The sequence below is a fragment of the Pseudomonas sp. GYB4201 genome, assembly GCF_056312595.1.
Genome location: NZ_JBWGIG010000028.1, coordinates 25,588 through 41,457, shown reverse-complemented (window position 1 = coordinate 41,457; position 15,870 = coordinate 25,588). Strand labels below are relative to the sequence as shown.

The window sequence follows — 15,870 nt, the reverse complement described above, 5'->3', positions numbered from 1 at the left end:
CTTGCTCGTTTAGAAGTTTGCAGGCGTGTTGGCGCTGATCACTTCCGCCTCGTCCTGGCCGATGTTGCGGAACCGGTGGGGCAGGGTGGTGGGGATGTAGTAGCCGTCGCCGGCATTGAGGATGCTGGTCTGGCCGTCGATGGTCAGCTCGATGGTGCCGCGGGTGACCACGCCACATTCCTCGCCTTCGTTGTGCACGATGAACTCGTCGCCCGAGTGCGCGCCGGGGGCGTACAGCTCGCGCAGCATGCGCATGTCACGGCCGGGCAGGGTGGCGCCCACCAGCAGCAGGCGCAGGCCTTCGCGGCCCAGGTCCGGCTGTTCGTCGGAGCGGAACACATAGCGCTCCTGCTTGGGCGGCTCGTCGAAGGTGAAGAAGTCGGCCAGGCTCATGGGAATGCTTTGCAGCAGCTTCTTCAGCGAGCTGACCGAGGGGCTGACGCGGTTCTGCTCGATGTTGGAAATGGTCGAGTTGGTCACGCCGCTGCGGCGCGCCAGTTCGCGTTGGGACAGTTGAAACCGTTCGCGCACCAACTTCAGTCGTGTTCCGGTATCCATAGGTGCCTTATTGTTCAGAGGGCTTCATGTCGAAAATGACCTGACCTTTATAACCATCGCCGCTGGCAGGTCAAGGCGTTTTAGCGGTTGCAGGCTCAATCGTCGCGAGTCAGCACTTCCAGCAGCTCGATCTCGAAATACAGGTCGCTGCCCGGCTTGATATGCGCGCCCATGCTGCGCTCGCCGTAGGCCAGGTGCGCGGGCACGAACAGCTTGCGCTTGCCGCCTACCTGCATGCCCATCAGGCCCTGGTCCCAGCCCTTGATCACGCGGCCGGTGCCGATCACGCACTGGAAGGGCTTGCCGCGCGACCAGGACGAGTCGAACTCGGTGCCGTCCGCCAGCGTGCCGCGGTAATGGGTGGTGATCAGCGCGCCCTTGACCACGGCCTTGCCGGTGCCAGGTTGCAGGTCTTCGACCAGTAGTTCGTTGCTCATCGAGGGTGCCTGTGAAATCGGGGCACCTAGTTTACGCAAATTGCGTCCCATATCCCACCGGCCCCGGTGCCGCCGGCGGCGCTGGCCCTGTGCCTCGCTGGAGATCTTCGGTGACCACCAGGGCCAGCGCAGCCTGCGGCAGCGGCTACGGGATTTTGGACGCATCAACGCGGTCGTGCACGCCATGCCAGGGCCTTGCGTGAAATGTCAATGCGGCAATTGTTCGCTTTTTTGTAACGATCATTTGCGCAAATGCGGATGGTTAGTGGACTAACCAGTTGGTTAAAATTGGTTACTGCTCATAGGAATGGCAACTTCATGAAAACCCTGTCTTTTTTCTTCGGTGCCAGCATTCTGGCTTTGGCATCCTCCAGCGCCTTCGCCGCGACCCACCAGCAACTGGATAACGCCCAGGCCCTGCAGGTCATCAGCAGCGTCAAGGCCAGCCTCGCCGCGCAGAAAAGCTTTGGTTGCGTAGCGGTGGTGGACGTCTCCGGCACCCTGCTGGCCTTTGAACGCCTGGACGGCGCGCCGCTGGGCTGCGTCGATGCCTCCATCGGCAAGGCCCGCACCTCGGCGCTGTACCGCGCGCCGTCGGTGAAATTCATGGAACGCCTGCAGAAAGGCGAGTCCACCGTGCTCGAAATCCCTCACGCCGTGGCCCTGGGTGGCGGCTACCCGCTGACCCTCAACGGTGAAGTGGTCGGCGCCGTCGGCGTCAGCACCCCGGTGCAGGCCCTGGACAACCAGGCCAGCGAGACCGCGGCGCAAGCCCTCAAGTAACACCCCTTGCTGTAACCGTTGCAACCGGTCCCGCGACAGGCTCATGCCCGTCGCGGCGCCCCACTGTGCACACCATTAAAAGCCCCGGAGCCTGGCTATCGGGGATGTGATCACATCGGACGATCAACCATGATAAATCTAAGCCGACGCCATCTGGTCTTCGGCGCCACCAGCCTCCTGGCTGCGGGTGCCCTGGGCAAGACCTTGCTGGTTTCCAACGCGTTCGCCAGCGCCCCGCTGGTCAACAACCTGACCTTGCCCGCAGACTTCCTCGCCTTGTCCATGCGCCTGACCGGCATCGACAAGCCCGACCTGCAACTGGGCCAGCGCCTGCATGACTGGCTCAAGCACGCCGACCCGCAGCTGGCCGCCAACATGGCCAGCCTCAACGGCCTGCTGGACGCGCACCAGGGCCTGGCCCCGGATGCCTTCCAGGCGCAGCTGGCAACGCAGCCGGCCCCGGTGGCCGCGCTGTACCAGGCCCTGCTGGGCGGTTGGTACCTGGGTGTGGTGGGCAGCAAGATGAACCCCGTGTGCGTCGGCTTCGAAACCATCGTCAGCTACCAGCTGCTGAGCACCTCCTTCACCCCGCCGAGCTACTGCGCCGGCGAACCGAATTTCTGGATTCAACCCCCCCAGTCCGAGAGCGTGGCCCATGTCTGATTCCCTCAGTGCAGATGTAGTCGTCATTGGTGCCGGCATCGCCGGTTCCCTGTCGGCGCTGAAAATGGCCAAGGCCGGTGCTTCGGTGCTGATGCTGGAGTCGGGTCCCGAGATCAAGCGTGACGAGGCCGTGGAGCTGTTCCGCAACAGCCCGCTCAAGGGCGACTTCACCGAACCCTACCCGCCGAAACCCTGGGCGCCGCAGCCCAAGTTCCAGCCGGTGGACAACGGCTACCTGATCCAGAAAGGCCCGGACCCGTACCTGGCCTCGTACCTGCGTGGCGTGGGTGGCACCACCTGGCACTGGGCGGGGCAGGCGTTCCGCATCCTGCCCAACGACATGAAGCTGCAATCGCTGTACGGCGTGGGCGTGGACTGGCCGCTGAGCTACGACGAGCTGGAACCCTACTACTGCGACGCCGAGTTCCAGATGGGCGTGTCCGGTGACAGCGACCTGGGCTCGCCACGCTCGCAGCCGTACCCGCTGCCGGGCATTCCGCTGCCGTACGGCTTCGAGCGCATGAAGCAGCGCCTCAAGGGCCTGGGCTACGAAGTGGGCATCGGCCCGCAGGCGCGCAACAGCGTGCCGTTCGACGGCCGCCCGGCCTGCTGCGGCAACAACAACTGCATGCCGGTGTGCCCGATCGACGCCCAGTACCACGGCGGCATCGCCGCGCGCAAAGCCCTGGACGCCGGCGTGCGCATCGTCGCCAACGCCGTGGTCTACCGCATCGAGGCCGATGACAAGGGCCGCATCGTCGCCGTCCACTACCTGGACGCCAACAAGGCCAGCCACCGCGTCACCGGCAAGCGCTTCGTGCTGACCGCCAACGCCATCGAAAGCAGCAAGCTGCTGCTGATGTCCACCAGCGACCGCCTGCCCAACGGCGTGGCCAACAGCAACGACATGGTCGGCCGCCACCTGATGGACCACCCAGGTTCTTCCGTAGAGTTCCTGGCCGACGAGCCGATCTACTTCGGCCGTGGCCCGATGCGCCCGAGCAGCATCAACAACATCCGCGACGGCGCCTTCCGCGCCGACCGTTCGGGCCTGCGTATCGACCTTGCCAACACCAACCCGACGCGCATGCTCACCGAGCGCCTGATCAAGCAGGGCTACTACGGCAAGGCGCTGAACGAGAAGCTCAAGTACCAGGCCGACCACTACGTGCTGCTGAAAGGCATGATGGAAATCCTGCCCGACCGCGACAACCGCGTCATGCTCAGCAAGACCGAGAAGGACGCCTGGGGCCTGCCGCGCATCGAGGTGCACTACAAGTTCCCGGAATACGTGCACAAGGGCTACGACCACTCCATCGACGTCTACAAGGAAATCGCCAGCGCCATGGGCGGTACCGAAGTGGTGTTCAGCAAGCGTGGCGTGTACGACAACAACCAGCACATCACCGGCACCCTGAGCATGGGCGCAGACCCGGCTACGTCGGTGGTGGACCGCGACCTGCGCAGCCACGAGCACGAGAACCTGTTCATGGCCGGCACCGGCGTGATGCCGACCGCCGCCATCGTCAACTCGACCCTGACCGGCACCGCGCTGGCGCTGCGCATGGCCGACACCGTGCTCAAGAGCTTGGCATGAACCGGGAGCTATCGATGAAAAAATTCCTCATGGCGGTACTGCCGCTGGTGGCCAGCCTGGGTGCCCAGGCCGCCGAACAATCCCCCGACGCGGCGCTGATCAGCCGTGGCGAATACCTGGCCCACGCCGCCGACTGCACCGCCTGCCACACCGCGCCCAAGGGCAAGGCGTTCGGCGGCGGCTACCCGGTGGGCACGCCGTTCGGCGTGATCTACGGCACCAACATCTCCTCGGACAAGGAGCACGGCATCGGCAACTGGACTGATGACCAGTTCGTCGCCGCGGTGCGTGACGGCGTGGGCAAGGACGGCGAACAGCTGTACCCGGCCATGCCCTACGACTCGTTCACCAAGATGTCGCGCGACGACGTGCTGGCCATCAAGGCCTACCTGATGTCGCTGCCGCCGGTGGCCGAGGCGTCGCCCAAGACCGACCTGCCGTTCCCGTTCAACCAGCGCTGGGGCATGACGTTCTGGAAGTTCTTCAACTTCAAGGCCGGCGAGCTCAAGCCTGACCCGAGCCAGACTGCCCAGTGGAACCAGGGCCGTTACCTGGTGGAAGCCCTGGCGCACTGCGGCACCTGCCACACGCCGCGCAACCTGACCATGGGCATGGACACCAAGAAGCCGTTCGCCGGTGGCGACCTGGGCAGCTTCGTGGCCTATAACATTACCCCGGACAAGGTCGCCGGCATCGGCAACTGGACCCAGGCCGAGCTGGTCACCTACCTCAAGACCGGCCACGTTGACGGTCGTGCCACCGCTTCCGGGCCCATGGCCGAGGCCATCGAGCACAGCCTGCAGTACCTGCCTGACACTGACCTGACGGCCATCGCCACCTACCTGCAGTCGGTGCCGGCCATTGCCGATGACAAGCAGCCAGGTTCGCGGTCCAGCTTCGGCAAGCCGAGCGAGGGCTACGTCGACCTGCGCGGCCAGAGCCCGGCGATCCTCGCCCAGGACCCGGCCCGTGCGTTGTTCATGGGCAACTGCGCCACCTGCCACGGCGCCAAGGGCCAGGGCGCGGGCAGCGGCTTCGGCGCCTACCCGGCGTTGTTCAACCACACCACCACCGGTGCGGCGGACGCCAAGAACGTGGTTTCGGTGATCCTGGGTTCGGTGAACCGCAAGATGGAGAAGGGCGAGATCCTGATGCCATCCTTCGCCGAAGACCTGACGGACGAGCAGGTGGCCCAGGTCACCAACTACGTCTTCACCCAGTTCGGCAACCCGGCGGCGGCGACCGTCGACGCCAAGCAGGTGGCCAAGCTACGCAAGGACCAGGGGCTGCCTAACCCGCCGCTGGTGCTGCAGGGCGACAAGCTGTAAGGCGTCAAGCCTGCAAAACCGAAGGCCGCCCCCGAAAAGGGGCGGCCTTTTTCATTTTTTTGACCTGCTGCCGGTGGGGTAAAATGGCGCTCCTTTCCCTCGTCAAAGGATACGAGCCTCGTGACCCCTTCTGCTGATCACCCTGTTTTGTTGTTCTCCTACGGCACCCTGCAGGACAAGTCCGTGCAACTGGCCAACTTCGGCCGCGAGTTGAGCGGCCAGGCCGATCACATGCAAGGCTACCGCCAGGACTGGGTGGAAATCACCGACCCGGCCGTGCTGGCCACCAGCGGCCAGACCCACCACCCCATTGTCAGCCCCAGCACCGCGCCGGGCGACAGCGTGGCGGGCATGGTCTTCCAGATCAGCGATGCCGAACTGGCGGCTGCCGACGCCTACGAGGTGTCCGACTACAAGCGCGTCGCCGTGCCCCTGGCCTCGGGCCTGACGGCCTGGGTCTACGTAAAGGCCTGACGCGGTTTTAAAGGCATTCGGCGTAGCAGCTGCCGCCAGGCGGCGTCTGCTTTATGCGGTGCATCAGGCACACCGCAGCGTCCATGACGCGGCCGGGTGGTACACGCACTCGCGTAGCAGCAACTGTCTTGAAATGGCGTCGCCTACATCGCGACTAAAGTCGGCTCCTACACTATTCGTGGTAGGAGCCGGCCTTGGCCGCGATGCAGGCGACGCGGTCCATGGGGTATCCACGTTCGCATAGCAGCTGCCGCCAGGCTGCGTTTGCTTTATGCGGTGCATCAGGCACACCGCAGCGTCCATGACGCGGCCTGCGGCCGCGGCTACGCGATTTGCGGTGTGCGTTTGTGAAGGCTGGAGGCCTTCAGCAGCTCCTGGGTGTAGGCGTGCCGCGGGTCGGCGAATACGCGTCGGGCCGGGCCTTGCTCTACCACGCGGCCGTGGCGGATCACCATCAGGTCATGGGCCAGGGCCTGCACCACCGCCAGGTCGTGGCTGATGAACAGGTAGGTCAGGCCATGGCGCAGCTGCAGGCTGCGCAGCAGTTCGATGATCTGTTTCTGCACGGTGCGGTCGAGCGCCGAGGTGGGTTCGTCCAGCAGGATCAGCGCAGGTTCAAGCACCAGGGCGCGGGCGATGGCGATGCGCTGGCGCTGGCCGCCGGAGAATTCGTGCGGGTAGCGGTGGCGGGTGGCCGGGTCCAGGCCCACTTCCTCCAGCACGCGGATCACCGCCGCCTCCTGCTCGGCCGGCGTGCCGATGCCATGGGTCTCCAGGCCTTCGGCGATGATCTGCTGCACCGACATGCGCGGGCTGAGGCTGGCGAACGGGTCCTGGAAGACGATCTGCATCTGCCGCCGCAATGGCCGCATCAGGCGCTGGCTGTGCAGGGTCAGTTCCTTGTTGCCCAGGCGGATGCTGCCCTGGCATTCCACCAGCCGTAGAATCGCCTGGCCCAGGGTGGACTTGCCCGAGCCCGACTCGCCGACAATGCCCAGGGTCTTGCCCTTGAGCAGCTTGAAACTCACCCCGTCCACCGCCTTGATGTAGTCGCGCTGGCGGCTGAACAGCGGCTTGGGCAGCGGGAACCACACGCGCACGTCGTCCACTTCCAGCAGGTACTGGTCGAACATCACCGGCACCGGCCGGCCGTCGGGCTCGGCGTCGATCAACTGGCGGCTGTAGGGATGGGCAGGGCGCTCGAACAGCGTCTCGCAGTCAGCCTCCTCGACGATCTCGCCACCGCGCATCACGCACACCCGCTGGGCCACGCGCCGCACCAGGTTGAGGTCGTGGCTGATCAGTAGCAGCGACATGCCCAGGCGCGCCTGCAGCGAGCGCAAAAGCTCCATGATCTTCTGCTGCACGGTCACGTCCAATGCCGTAGTCGGCTCGTCGGCAATCAGCAGGTCCGGCTCGTTGGCCAGGGCCATGGCAATCATGATGCGCTGGCGTTGGCCGCCGGACAGTTGGTGCGGGTAGGCCTTGAGGCGCTTGGCAGGTTCGGTGATGCCCACCAGTTCCAGCAGCTCCAGCACCCGCGCCCGCGCTGCGCGACCGTTCAGGCCCTTGTGCACCGCCAGCACCTCGCCGATCTGCTTCTCCACGGTGTGCAGCGGGTTCAGCGAGGTCATGGGTTCCTGGAAGATCATGGCGATGCGGTTGCCGCGCAGGTTGCGCAGCTGCTTGTCGCTGGCACCCACCAGTTCCTCGCCGTTGAAGCGGATGCTGCCGCCGGTGTTGACGCTCTTGCCCGGCAGCAGGCGCAGGATCGAGTGGGCCGTCACCGACTTGCCCGAGCCGGACTCGCCCACGAGCGCCAGGCACTCGCCGCGGCGGATGTCCAGGTCGATGCCGTGCACCACTTCGCGCTCGCCGAAAGCCACGCTCAGGTGGCGGATTTCAATCAGGTTGTCGGTCATGCTCAGGTCCTTGGGTCGAACGCGTCACGGCAGGCTTCGCCGATGAACACCAGCAGCGAAAGAATCAGCGCCAGGGCGCAGAAGGCGGTGATGCCCAGCCAGGGCGCCTCGAGGTTCTGCTTGGCCTCGCCCACCAGCTCGCCCAGCGAGGCGCTGCCGGCGGGCATGCCGAAGCCCAGGAAGTCCAGGGCGGTGAGGGTGGAGATGGCGCCGGTGACGATGAAGGGCAGGTAGGTGAGGGTGCTGGTCATGGCGTTGGGCAGGATGTGCCGGCGCATCAGCGCGCCGTCGGTCACGCCCAGGGCGCGGGCGGCTTTCACGTACTCCAGGCTGCGGCCGCGCAGGAATTCGGCGCGCACCACGTCCACCAGCGCCAACCAGGAGAACAGCGCCATGATCCCCAGCAGCCACCAGAAGCCGGGGGCGACGAAGCCGGAGAGGATGATCAGCAGGTACAACACCGGCAGCCCCGACCAGATCTCCTGCAGGCGCTGGCCGATCAGGTCCACCCAGCCGCCATAGAAGCCCTGCACGGCGCCGGCGCACACGCCGATCAGGGTGCTGACCACGGTCAGTATCAGCGCAAACAGAATCGACACCCGCGCCCCATACAGCGCCCGCGCCAGCACGTCGCGGGCCTGCTGGTCGGTGCCCAGCCAGTTGTCGCGCGTGGGCGGGCTGGGCGAGGGCTGGCTGAGGTCATAGTTCACCGACTGGTCGCTGAAGGGAATCGGCGGGAACAGCATCCAGCCGCCCTTGGCGCTGATCAGCTCGCGCACGTACTGGCTGCTGTAGTCGGGCTCGAACGGCAGTTGGCCGCCGAAATCGGTTTCCTGGTATTCGTGGAGGATGGGGTAGTACATCTTGCCCTGGTAGTGGATCAGCAGCGGCTTGTCGTTGGCCAGCAACTCGCTGCACAGGCACGTCAGCAGCAGCGCGATGAACAGCCACAGCGACCACCAGCCACGGCGGTTGGCCTTGAACGCGGCCAGGCGGCGCTGGCCCAAAGGGGAGATCCGGAACATCAGGCAGTCCTCGCGGAGAAGTCGATGCGCGGGTCGACCAGGGTGTAGCACAGGTCGCCCAGCAGCTTGATCAACAGGCCGAACAGGGTGAACAGGAACAGCGTGCCGAACACCACCGGGTAGTCGCGCGACACGGCGGCGTCGTAGCTCATGCGGCCGATGCCGTCGAGGTTGAAGATGGTCTCGATCAGCAGCGAGCCGGCGAAGAACACGTCGATCAGCGCCTGGGGAATGCCCGCCAGCACCAGCAGCATGGCATTGCGGAACACGTGGCCGTAGAGCATGCGCTGCTCGGTGAGGCCCTTGGCTCGCGCCGTGGTCACGTACTGGCGGCTGATCTCGTTGAGGAAGCTGTTCTTGGTGAGGATGGTGAGCGTGGCGAAGCCGCCGATCACCAGGGCGCTGACCGGCAGCACCAGGTGCCACAGGTAGTCGCCGACCTTGCCCAGGGTGGACAGCTGGTCGAAGTTGCTCGACACCAGGCCCTGCACCGGGAACCAGTTGACGTAGCTGCCGCCGGCAAAGACCACGATCAGCAGGATGGCGAACAGAAACGCCGGCATGGCGTAGCCGATGATGATCGCGGTGCTGGTCCACACGTCGAAGCGCGTGCCGTGGTGCACCGCCTTGCGAATGCCCAGGGGAATGGAAATCAGGTAGGTGATCAGCGTCGCCCACAGCCCCAGGGACAGGGTGGTAGGCAGCTTCTGCGCGATCAGCTCGGTCACCGGCGCGCCGCGGAAGAAGCTGGTGCCGAAGTCCAGGTGGGCATAGTTCTTCAGCATCAGCCACAGGCGCGCGTGCATGGGCTGGTCGAAGCCGTAGTGGTGCTTGATCTCCTCGATCAGCGCCGGGTCCAGGCCGCGGCTGGAGCGGCTGCCGCCACCCCCGGCGCTTTCCCCGCCACCGCCGCCCACGCCGTGGCCGCCGGCGCCCTGCAGGCGGGCGATGGCCTGTTCCACCGGGCCGCCGGGCGCGGCCTGGACGATGACGAAATTGACCACCAGGATGCACAGCAGGGTGGGAATGATCAGCAGCAGCCGCCGACAGATATAGCGCAGCATCTCAGTGCTCCTCGGAATTGTGCGCCAGCGCGCTCATTTGCAGGGTGGTGAGGGGCGTGGGGCTGACCTGCCACCAGGTGTCCAGGCCGACGTCGTAGGTGGGCGCCACCTTGGGCCTGCCGAAGCGGTTGAGGAACACCGTGGGCGTGCCTTCGCTGTAGTAGTTCTGGATGGAGTAGTAACCCCACTGCAGCACCCGGTCCAGGGCGCGGGCGTAGTGGACCATGTCGTTGCGGGTGGTGGCCTTGACCAGGCCATCGATCAGGCTGTCCACCGCCGGGTCGCGCAGCACCATGAAGTTCGAACTACCCGGCTGGGTGGCGCTGGCGCTGCCGTACAGGCTGTACAGCTCGCGCCCGGGGGAAATGATCGGGTCGCCGCTGCGCGGGAACTGCACCACGGTGAAGTCGTAGTCGCGGGCGTTCATCAGGTTGTTGTACTGGCCGGGGTCGATGCGCCGCAGTTCCAGGTCGATGCCGATCTGCGCCAGGCTGCGCTTCATCGGTAGCAGCAGGCGGTCGAAGCCGCCCTGGCCGTCGAGGAAGGTGAATTTCAGCTGCTCGCCCTGGGCGTTGACCAGGCGGTTATGCTCGGGGTGCCAGCCGGCCTCGGCCAGCAGCTTCAGCGCCTGCAACTGCTGCGGGCGGATGTTGCCGCTGCCGTCGGTGCGCGGCGAGTGGTAGACCTGGGTGAGCACCTCGTCCGGCACCTTGCCGCGCAGCGGTTCCAGGATCGCCAGCTCCTGGGCATCGGGCAGCTGGGTGGCGGCCAGGTCGCTGTTCGGAAAGTAGCTGTCCTGGCGGGTGTAGAAGCTGCGCATGATCTGCCGGTTGGCCCAGTCGAAATCCCACAGCAGGGTCAGCGCCTGGCGCACCCGGCGGTCCTTGAACACCGGCCGCTCCAGGTTGAAGACAAAGCCCTGGGCGCCCTTGGGCTGCGCGGGGGCGAGGATCTGCCGTTGCAGGCGGCCGTCGTCCAGCACCGGGCTCTGGTAGCCCACCACGTAGCCGCCCGAGGAGAACTCGCGGTTGTAGTCGTAGGCCTGGGCCTGCAGCAGTTGCCGGGCGATCTCGGTGTCGGCGTAGAAATTCACCGTCAGGCTGTCGAAGTTGTACAGGCCGCGGCTCACCGGCAGGTCGCGGGCCCACCAGTCCTTGTTGCGCTCGAAGGTGATGCTGCGGCCCGGGTCGACCTTGGTCACCCGGTAGGGGCCGCTGCCCAGGGGCGGGGTGAAGCCGCCGCCGCTGGCAAAGTCGTGGTCCTTCCAGTAGTGCTCGGGCAGCACGCGCATGGACGCCAGGTCCAGGGGCAGGGTGCGGTTGAGGTTGTTCTTGAAGTTGAAGCGCACCTGGCGCGGGCCTTCCACCACCACGTCCTGCACGTCGCCGTACAGCAGCCGGAAGCTCAGGCTGGCCTTGGTCATCAGCAGGTTGAAGGTGAAGGCCACGTCCTGGGCGGTGATGGCCGTGCCGTCGGCGAAAGTGGCCTTGGGGTTGAGGTAGAAGCGCATCCACAGGCCGTCGGGGTCGTGTTCCATTTTCTCGGCCACCAGGCCGTAGACGGTGTAGGGCTCGTCCAGCGAACGGTAGGCCAGCGGCGAGTACAGCCAGGTGTCGACCTGGACCACGCCGGTGCCCTGGTCCACGTAGGGCAGGATGTAGTTGAACTGGCCGATCTCCATGGACGAGCGGCTCAGGGACCCGCCCTTGGGCGCGTCGGCGTTCACGTAGTCGAAATGCTGGAAGTTGGCCGGGTATCTGGGCGCGTCGCCGTACACGGTCATGGCGCCGACGGGTGCCGCGTGCGCCGGCAGGCTGGCCAGGCAGAACAGGCTGGCCAGCAGAAACTTGAGGGGCTGTGACATGCTTGGAATTCCTCGAACCGCGTTAACACAGGCCTGGAAAAAGCCCCCGGCGCGGAGGGACGCCGGGGGTGCGATATCGCAGGCGGATCGTGCCGGGGGCCGGAGCTCAGCCCCCGTCGATCCCGATCAGAAGTGGTAGGTCATGCGCGCGAACAGGGTGCGCCCCAACGGATCGGTGTAGCGCGGGTCATAGCCGCTCTGGAACGTGTAGGCCTGGTTGGAGAACGGCGGGTCGCGGTCGAACACGTTCTTCACGCCCAGGTCCACGTCCAGCACCTTGTTGAAGGTGTAGCCGGCCGACAGGTCCCACAGCGAGTACGAGCTGACGCGGCTGTTGGTGGTGGGGTCGTAGTCGTTGTAGCCGGTGGTGAAGCGGTTGGTGACCGAGGCGCGGTAGGCGCCGAAGTTCCAGCTGCCGGTGATGTTGTGTTTCCAGCGTTGCGCCACCTGGTCGCCCTGGAAGTCGCCGACGCGGTCGGTGTAGGCACCGCCGATGGTCTGCTGGTAGTCGTAGCGGGTGACGTAGGTGCCGGTCAGGTCCAGGCCGAACTGGCCGATGGTGGTCTGCGGGAAGCGGTAGTTGAGGTTGACGTCGATACCGCTGGTCTTCACGTTACCCAGGTTGGCAAGGCCGGTGATGATGTGGTCGATGGAGCCGTCGGCGGCGCGCACGATGCGGTCGGCGTACTCGTCGGGGTGGGCGAACACTTCCGACTCGGGGAACTCCTCGATCTGCCCGGCGATCTTGATCCACCAGAAGTCCAGGCCCATGGACAGGTTGCGCACTGGCTGGTAGACGAAGCCCAGGGTGACGTTGCGCGCGGTCTCGGGCTTGAGGTCCTGGTTGCCGCCGGTGCTGTTGAGGAATTGCTGGTTGCAGTCGCGGCCACCGTTGCCGCCCGGGCGCACCACGCCGCCGGCACACAGGGTCGGGTCGTTGTAGTTGCCCTGGGTGAAGGTGGTGTAGGTGGGGTTGTTCAGCTCATACAGCGACGGGGCACGGAAGCCTTCGCTGTAGGCGCCGCGCATCACCAGTTCCTTGAACGGCTGGAAGCGGAAGGTGTACTTGGGGTTGGTGGTGCTGCCGAAGTCGCTGTACTTGTCGTGGCGGATCGCGGCGCCCAGTTCCAGGCTGTCGATCACCGGCACGTTGATCTCGGCGTATTCGGCGCTGATGCTGCGCTCGCCCGACACCGAGCTGTTGGGGTCCACGCCCAGGCTGGACAGGTCACCGGCCCAGTCGGCCACCGACTCGTGGTATTTCTCCTTGCGGTACTCGCCGCCCAGGGCCAGGCCCACGGGGCCGGCGCCGAACCAGTCGCCGATCTCGCGGGTGACCTTGCCGTCCAGCGAGGCCACGCGGCCGGTGGAGACGGCGTAGGCGCCGTGGTAGGCGTTGTCGTCGATGTACTGCTGGCCAGCCGCGCTCTGGGCGCCGAACGGGTTGAGCAGGCCGCTGTCGAGGCCGGCGGTCAGCGCCGAGTCGCTGACGTAGCCGCCGGTGACGCTGTTGACCACCCGGTTCTGGTTGTAGCCGGCGCCGACGTTGTAGTCCCAGCCGCCGACGGTGCCGTCGAAGCTCAGCAGCAGGCGCTGGCTGGTGTTCTGGTCTTTCGATTCGCGGTCACCGGCGGCGGTTTCACGCCAGTTCACGCCCACCGGTTGTGTGGGGTCGAGGGCGAAGCCGGTGGGCAGCGGGGTGATGCCGTTGCCGGGGTAGTAGGGCGAGCTGGGCGCAAGGCTCAGGCCGGTGAGCGGCGCCGGGGCCACGGTGGTGCTGTTGTCGTTGCGGCTCCAGAAGTATTCGAGGTTGACGTTGTGGTCGTCGGCCAGCTTGCCGGTGGCCTTGCCGAAGAACGAGGTGGATTCGGTCTGCGGCAGCAGGTCGATGGAGTTGCGCGTGCTGTAGCGGCACACGCCGTTGCTGGCGATCAGGTTGGCGCCGCTGCAGGCGCTGCCCAGCGGGTTGGCGGCGTTGCCGTTCTGGCTGTAGTTGGCCGGGAAGGCGGTGCCCGAGGTGTTGTCCAGGCCGCGACCGGGCACGTAGTCCTGGTCGAAGCTGCGGTCCTTGGCTTCCAGGTTCTGCTGGGTGCGGTAGTTGAACACGCCCATCACGTTGAAGCGGTCCTTGTCGAGGTCGCCGTAGCCCCAGCTGCCGCTCATGTCCTTGCTGCCGCCGCCACCGCTGTTGGTGGGGTCTTCGCCGCCCAGGGTGAGGGTGCCGTCGGTGAGGGACTTCTTGGTGATGAAGTTGATCACCCCGCCAATGGCGTCGGTGCCGTACAGCGCCGAGGCGCCGTCGCGCAGCACTTCCACGCGGTCGATGGCGGCGAACGGAATCATGTTCAGGTCCACCGCGCCGCCCTGGCTGTTGGTGCCGGACATGGCGTTGTTGGCCAGGCGCCGGCCGTTGAGCAGCACCAGGGTCTTGTTGGCGCCGATGCCGCGCATGTCGGCGAAGCTGGCACCGCCGGTGGCTGCGCCCACGGAACCGGCGGCGTTGCTGATGGAGTTGTTGCCCGTCACCCGCTGCATCAGCTCGGCAGTGGTGGTCACGCCCTGCTTCTCGAGGTCGGCGGCGCGCAGGATGGTCACCGGCACGGCTGTCTCGGCGTCGACCCGGCGGATGGCCGAGCCGGTCACTTCGACCTTCTGCAACTGGGTGGTGGCCGGCGCGACCACGGCCGCGGCGGCGGTACCGGCGTCATCGCTGGTTTCGGCTGCCTGCACGGTGCTCATGCCCATGGCCATCACGCACAGCGGCACCATGCTGCGCCGTTGCAGGGTGGCCGCCAGTGGTTTGAGGGTAAAACGTTGCAAACTCATCAACATGGTAATTTCCGACTTTTTCAGACGTTTAGTGAAATGGCCTTGTGAGCCCTCTTGTTCCGGATGGGTTATGCCGGCCCCGGACGAAACTCCTCTGCTTCAAGCCAGCCGCTCCCCTGCAGCGCCCAAAGGGGCACCGCACAGGTGTGGAACGACCGTTTACCGCAACGCCTGGCCGGGCTGTCTCATCCCCCGCCCGGCCGGCGTGTCACCGGGAGGTCATCACCGAGATTTTGGTGATGCCCGAGCGCTCGATGGAGGCCATGGCCTTGGCCACTTGCCCGTAGTTGACGCTGGTGTCGGCCTGCAACTGCACCCGGACTTCGGGGTCCTTGGCCTTCACGTCCGAGAGGCTTTTTTCCAGCAGCTCGGGGGCGATTTCGCTCTTGGCCAGGAAGAACTTGCCGTCCTGGTCGACGCTGACCACCACCGGGTCCTTCTTCTCGGCGGGGGCCACGGCGTCGGTCTTCGGCAGGTTGACCTTGATGGCGTTGGTCATCAGCGGCGCGGTGACGATGAACACCACCAGCAGCACCAGCATCACGTCCACCAGCGGCGTGACGTTCATTTCGCTGAGTACTTCGTCGCTGTCTTGGGTAGAGAAGGCCATGTCAGCTCGCCTCCTGCACGCGGGCGGCGTGCTTGTGGGCGATGGGCTCGCGGCTGACGGCGAAGGCGCTGCGCTGGGCCAGGCTGTCGAAGTCATGGGCGAAGTCGTCCATGTCGGCCATGGCCAGCTTCAGGCGGCGCAGGAAAAAGTTGTAGATCAGCACCGCCGGCACGGCGACGGCGATGCCCACGCCGGTGGCGATCAGCGCATGGCCGATGGGCCCGGCCACGGTTTCCAGGCTCGCCGAACCGCTGGCGCCGATACTCTGCAGCGCTTCCATGATGCCCCACACGGTGCCGAACAGGCCGATGAAGGGCGCGGTGCTGCCGATACTGGCCAGAATCGCCTGGCCGGCTTCCAGGGCGCGGCGTTCCTTCTGGATCTGCTGGCGCAGGTTGCGCTCCAGGCGGTCCTGGCGGTTGATGGTGTGCGCCAGTTGCTGGGCGTTGCGCGGGTTGTCATCGCTGGCCATGGCTTCGAAGCCGCTGTTGGCGATGCGCGCCAGGGCGCCGGGGTACTGGGTGGAGTGCTCGGCGGCGGTGAGCAGGTCGGGGGCGGCCCAGAAGGCGCGGGTGAACTGCTTGTTCTGCGATTTCAGGCGCAGGTACTGGGCCGACTTGATCAGCAGCAGGCCCCAGCTGAGCACGGAGAACAACACCAGGGCCCAGAGCACGCCCGGGACGATCATTGCGGACATTGAAGCATTCATGATTTCT

14 protein-coding genes are annotated in these 15,870 nt (G+C 66.0%); 5 read left to right on the top strand and 9 right to left on the bottom strand.

Annotation, left to right across the window (positions count from 1 at the left end; all coding sequences use genetic code 11):
- Window positions 1-9 precede the first annotated feature (9 nt).
- Both AC0Z2B_RS23135 and AC0Z2B_RS23130 read right to left on the bottom strand, forming a co-directional pair.
- On the bottom strand, window positions 10-558 hold the full coding sequence (locus tag AC0Z2B_RS23135) for a cupin domain-containing protein (RefSeq protein WP_277961032.1): 549 nt from the start codon (window positions 556-558) through the stop codon (window positions 10-12).
- A 95-nt stretch (window positions 559-653) separates the two neighbouring features.
- A complete protein-coding gene (locus AC0Z2B_RS23130; protein ID WP_416423545.1) occupies window positions 654-995 on the bottom strand; it encodes an FKBP-type peptidyl-prolyl cis-trans isomerase in 342 nt (113 codons plus the stop codon).
- Window positions 996-1,313: 318 nt separating this feature from the next.
- Here AC0Z2B_RS23130 and AC0Z2B_RS23125 point away from each other — a divergent pair, with 318 nt between their 5' ends.
- The 5 genes from AC0Z2B_RS23125 to AC0Z2B_RS23105 all read left to right on the top strand — a co-directional run bounded on the left by AC0Z2B_RS23125 (window position 1,314) and on the right by AC0Z2B_RS23105 (window position 5,840).
- Complete coding sequence (locus AC0Z2B_RS23125) at window positions 1,314-1,778, top strand: GlcG/HbpS family heme-binding protein (RefSeq protein WP_416423546.1); 465 nt, start codon at window positions 1,314-1,316, stop codon at window positions 1,776-1,778.
- A 129-nt stretch (window positions 1,779-1,907) separates the two neighbouring features.
- Window positions 1,908-2,441 (top strand): sugar dehydrogenase complex small subunit, encoded by a 534-nt coding sequence (locus AC0Z2B_RS23120; RefSeq protein WP_476299681.1) that lies wholly within the window; start codon window positions 1,908-1,910, stop codon window positions 2,439-2,441.
- Complete coding sequence (locus AC0Z2B_RS23115; protein ID WP_476299678.1) at window positions 2,434-4,038, top strand: GMC family oxidoreductase; 1,605 nt, start codon at window positions 2,434-2,436, stop codon at window positions 4,036-4,038. Before AC0Z2B_RS23120 ends, AC0Z2B_RS23115 begins: the two co-directional genes overlap by 8 nt.
- A 14-nt stretch (window positions 4,039-4,052) precedes the next feature.
- Window positions 4,053-5,366, top strand: a complete 1,314-nt coding sequence (locus AC0Z2B_RS23110; protein WP_416423549.1) for a c-type cytochrome — start codon at window positions 4,053-4,055, stop codon at window positions 5,364-5,366.
- A gap of 120 nt (window positions 5,367-5,486) precedes the next feature.
- Window positions 5,487-5,840, top strand: coding sequence for a gamma-glutamylcyclotransferase family protein (locus AC0Z2B_RS23105; RefSeq protein ID WP_476299675.1), 354 nt, complete (start codon window positions 5,487-5,489; stop codon window positions 5,838-5,840).
- 323 nt (window positions 5,841-6,163) lie between these two features.
- Here AC0Z2B_RS23105 and AC0Z2B_RS23100 read toward each other — a convergent pair whose 3' ends face one another.
- From AC0Z2B_RS23100 to AC0Z2B_RS23070, 7 genes are all read right to left on the bottom strand, one after another.
- Window positions 6,164-7,762, bottom strand: a complete 1,599-nt coding sequence (locus AC0Z2B_RS23100; RefSeq protein WP_476299673.1) for an ABC transporter ATP-binding protein — start codon at window positions 7,760-7,762, stop codon at window positions 6,164-6,166.
- A 2-nt stretch (window positions 7,763-7,764) separates the two neighbouring features.
- Window positions 7,765-8,787, bottom strand: coding sequence for an ABC transporter permease (locus AC0Z2B_RS23095; protein ID WP_476299671.1), 1,023 nt, complete (start codon window positions 8,785-8,787; stop codon window positions 7,765-7,767).
- On the bottom strand, window positions 8,787-9,851 hold the full coding sequence (locus tag AC0Z2B_RS23090; RefSeq protein ID WP_416423552.1) for a microcin C ABC transporter permease YejB: 1,065 nt from the start codon (window positions 9,849-9,851) through the stop codon (window positions 8,787-8,789). Before AC0Z2B_RS23090 ends, AC0Z2B_RS23095 begins: the two co-directional genes overlap by 1 nt.
- A 1-nt stretch (window position 9,852) precedes the next feature.
- Entirely contained in the window at window positions 9,853-11,715 is a 1,863-nt protein-coding gene (locus AC0Z2B_RS23085; RefSeq protein WP_476299669.1) for an extracellular solute-binding protein, read from the bottom strand.
- 126 nt (window positions 11,716-11,841) lie between these two features.
- Window positions 11,842-14,547 carry a TonB-dependent receptor gene (locus tag AC0Z2B_RS23080; RefSeq protein ID WP_476299667.1) on the bottom strand — a complete coding sequence of 902 codons (2,706 nt, stop codon included), beginning with the start codon at window positions 14,545-14,547 and terminating at the stop codon, window positions 11,842-11,844.
- Window positions 14,548-14,752: 205 nt separating this feature from the next.
- Window positions 14,753-15,154 (bottom strand): ExbD/TolR family protein, encoded by a 402-nt coding sequence (locus AC0Z2B_RS23075; protein WP_416423555.1) that lies wholly within the window; start codon window positions 15,152-15,154, stop codon window positions 14,753-14,755.
- 1 nt (window position 15,155) lies between these two features.
- Window positions 15,156-15,842, bottom strand: a complete 687-nt coding sequence (locus AC0Z2B_RS23070) for a MotA/TolQ/ExbB proton channel family protein (RefSeq protein ID WP_416427576.1) — start codon at window positions 15,840-15,842, stop codon at window positions 15,156-15,158.
- Between the last annotated feature and the right edge of the window lie 28 nt (window positions 15,843-15,870).

Coding starts and splice junctions, on each gene's coding strand:
- AC0Z2B_RS23120 (WP_476299681.1), top strand. CDS start 1,908: ATGATAAATCTAAGCCGACGCCATCTGGTCTTCGGCGCCACCAGCCTC.
- AC0Z2B_RS23115 (WP_476299678.1), top strand. CDS start 2,434: ATGTCTGATTCCCTCAGTGCAGATGTAGTCGTCATTGGTGCCGGCATC.
- AC0Z2B_RS23125 (WP_416423546.1), top strand. CDS start 1,314: ATGAAAACCCTGTCTTTTTTCTTCGGTGCCAGCATTCTGGCTTTGGCA.
- AC0Z2B_RS23075 (WP_416423555.1), bottom strand. CDS start 15,154: ATGGCCTTCTCTACCCAAGACAGCGACGAAGTACTCAGCGAAATGAAC.
- AC0Z2B_RS23130 (WP_416423545.1), bottom strand. CDS start 995: ATGAGCAACGAACTACTGGTCGAAGACCTGCAACCTGGCACCGGCAAG.
- AC0Z2B_RS23085 (WP_476299669.1), bottom strand. CDS start 11,715: ATGTCACAGCCCCTCAAGTTTCTGCTGGCCAGCCTGTTCTGCCTGGCC.
- AC0Z2B_RS23070 (WP_416427576.1), bottom strand. CDS start 15,842: ATGATCGTCCCGGGCGTGCTCTGGGCCCTGGTGTTGTTCTCCGTGCTC.
- AC0Z2B_RS23095 (WP_476299671.1), bottom strand. CDS start 8,787: ATGTTCCGGATCTCCCCTTTGGGCCAGCGCCGCCTGGCCGCGTTCAAG.
- AC0Z2B_RS23110 (WP_416423549.1), top strand. CDS start 4,053: ATGAAAAAATTCCTCATGGCGGTACTGCCGCTGGTGGCCAGCCTGGGT.
- AC0Z2B_RS23090 (WP_416423552.1), bottom strand. CDS start 9,851: ATGCTGCGCTATATCTGTCGGCGGCTGCTGCTGATCATTCCCACCCTG.
- AC0Z2B_RS23080 (WP_476299667.1), bottom strand. CDS start 14,547: ATGTTGATGAGTTTGCAACGTTTTACCCTCAAACCACTGGCGGCCACC.
- AC0Z2B_RS23100 (WP_476299673.1), bottom strand. CDS start 7,762: ATGACCGACAACCTGATTGAAATCCGCCACCTGAGCGTGGCTTTCGGC.
- AC0Z2B_RS23135 (WP_277961032.1), bottom strand. CDS start 558: ATGGATACCGGAACACGACTGAAGTTGGTGCGCGAACGGTTTCAACTG.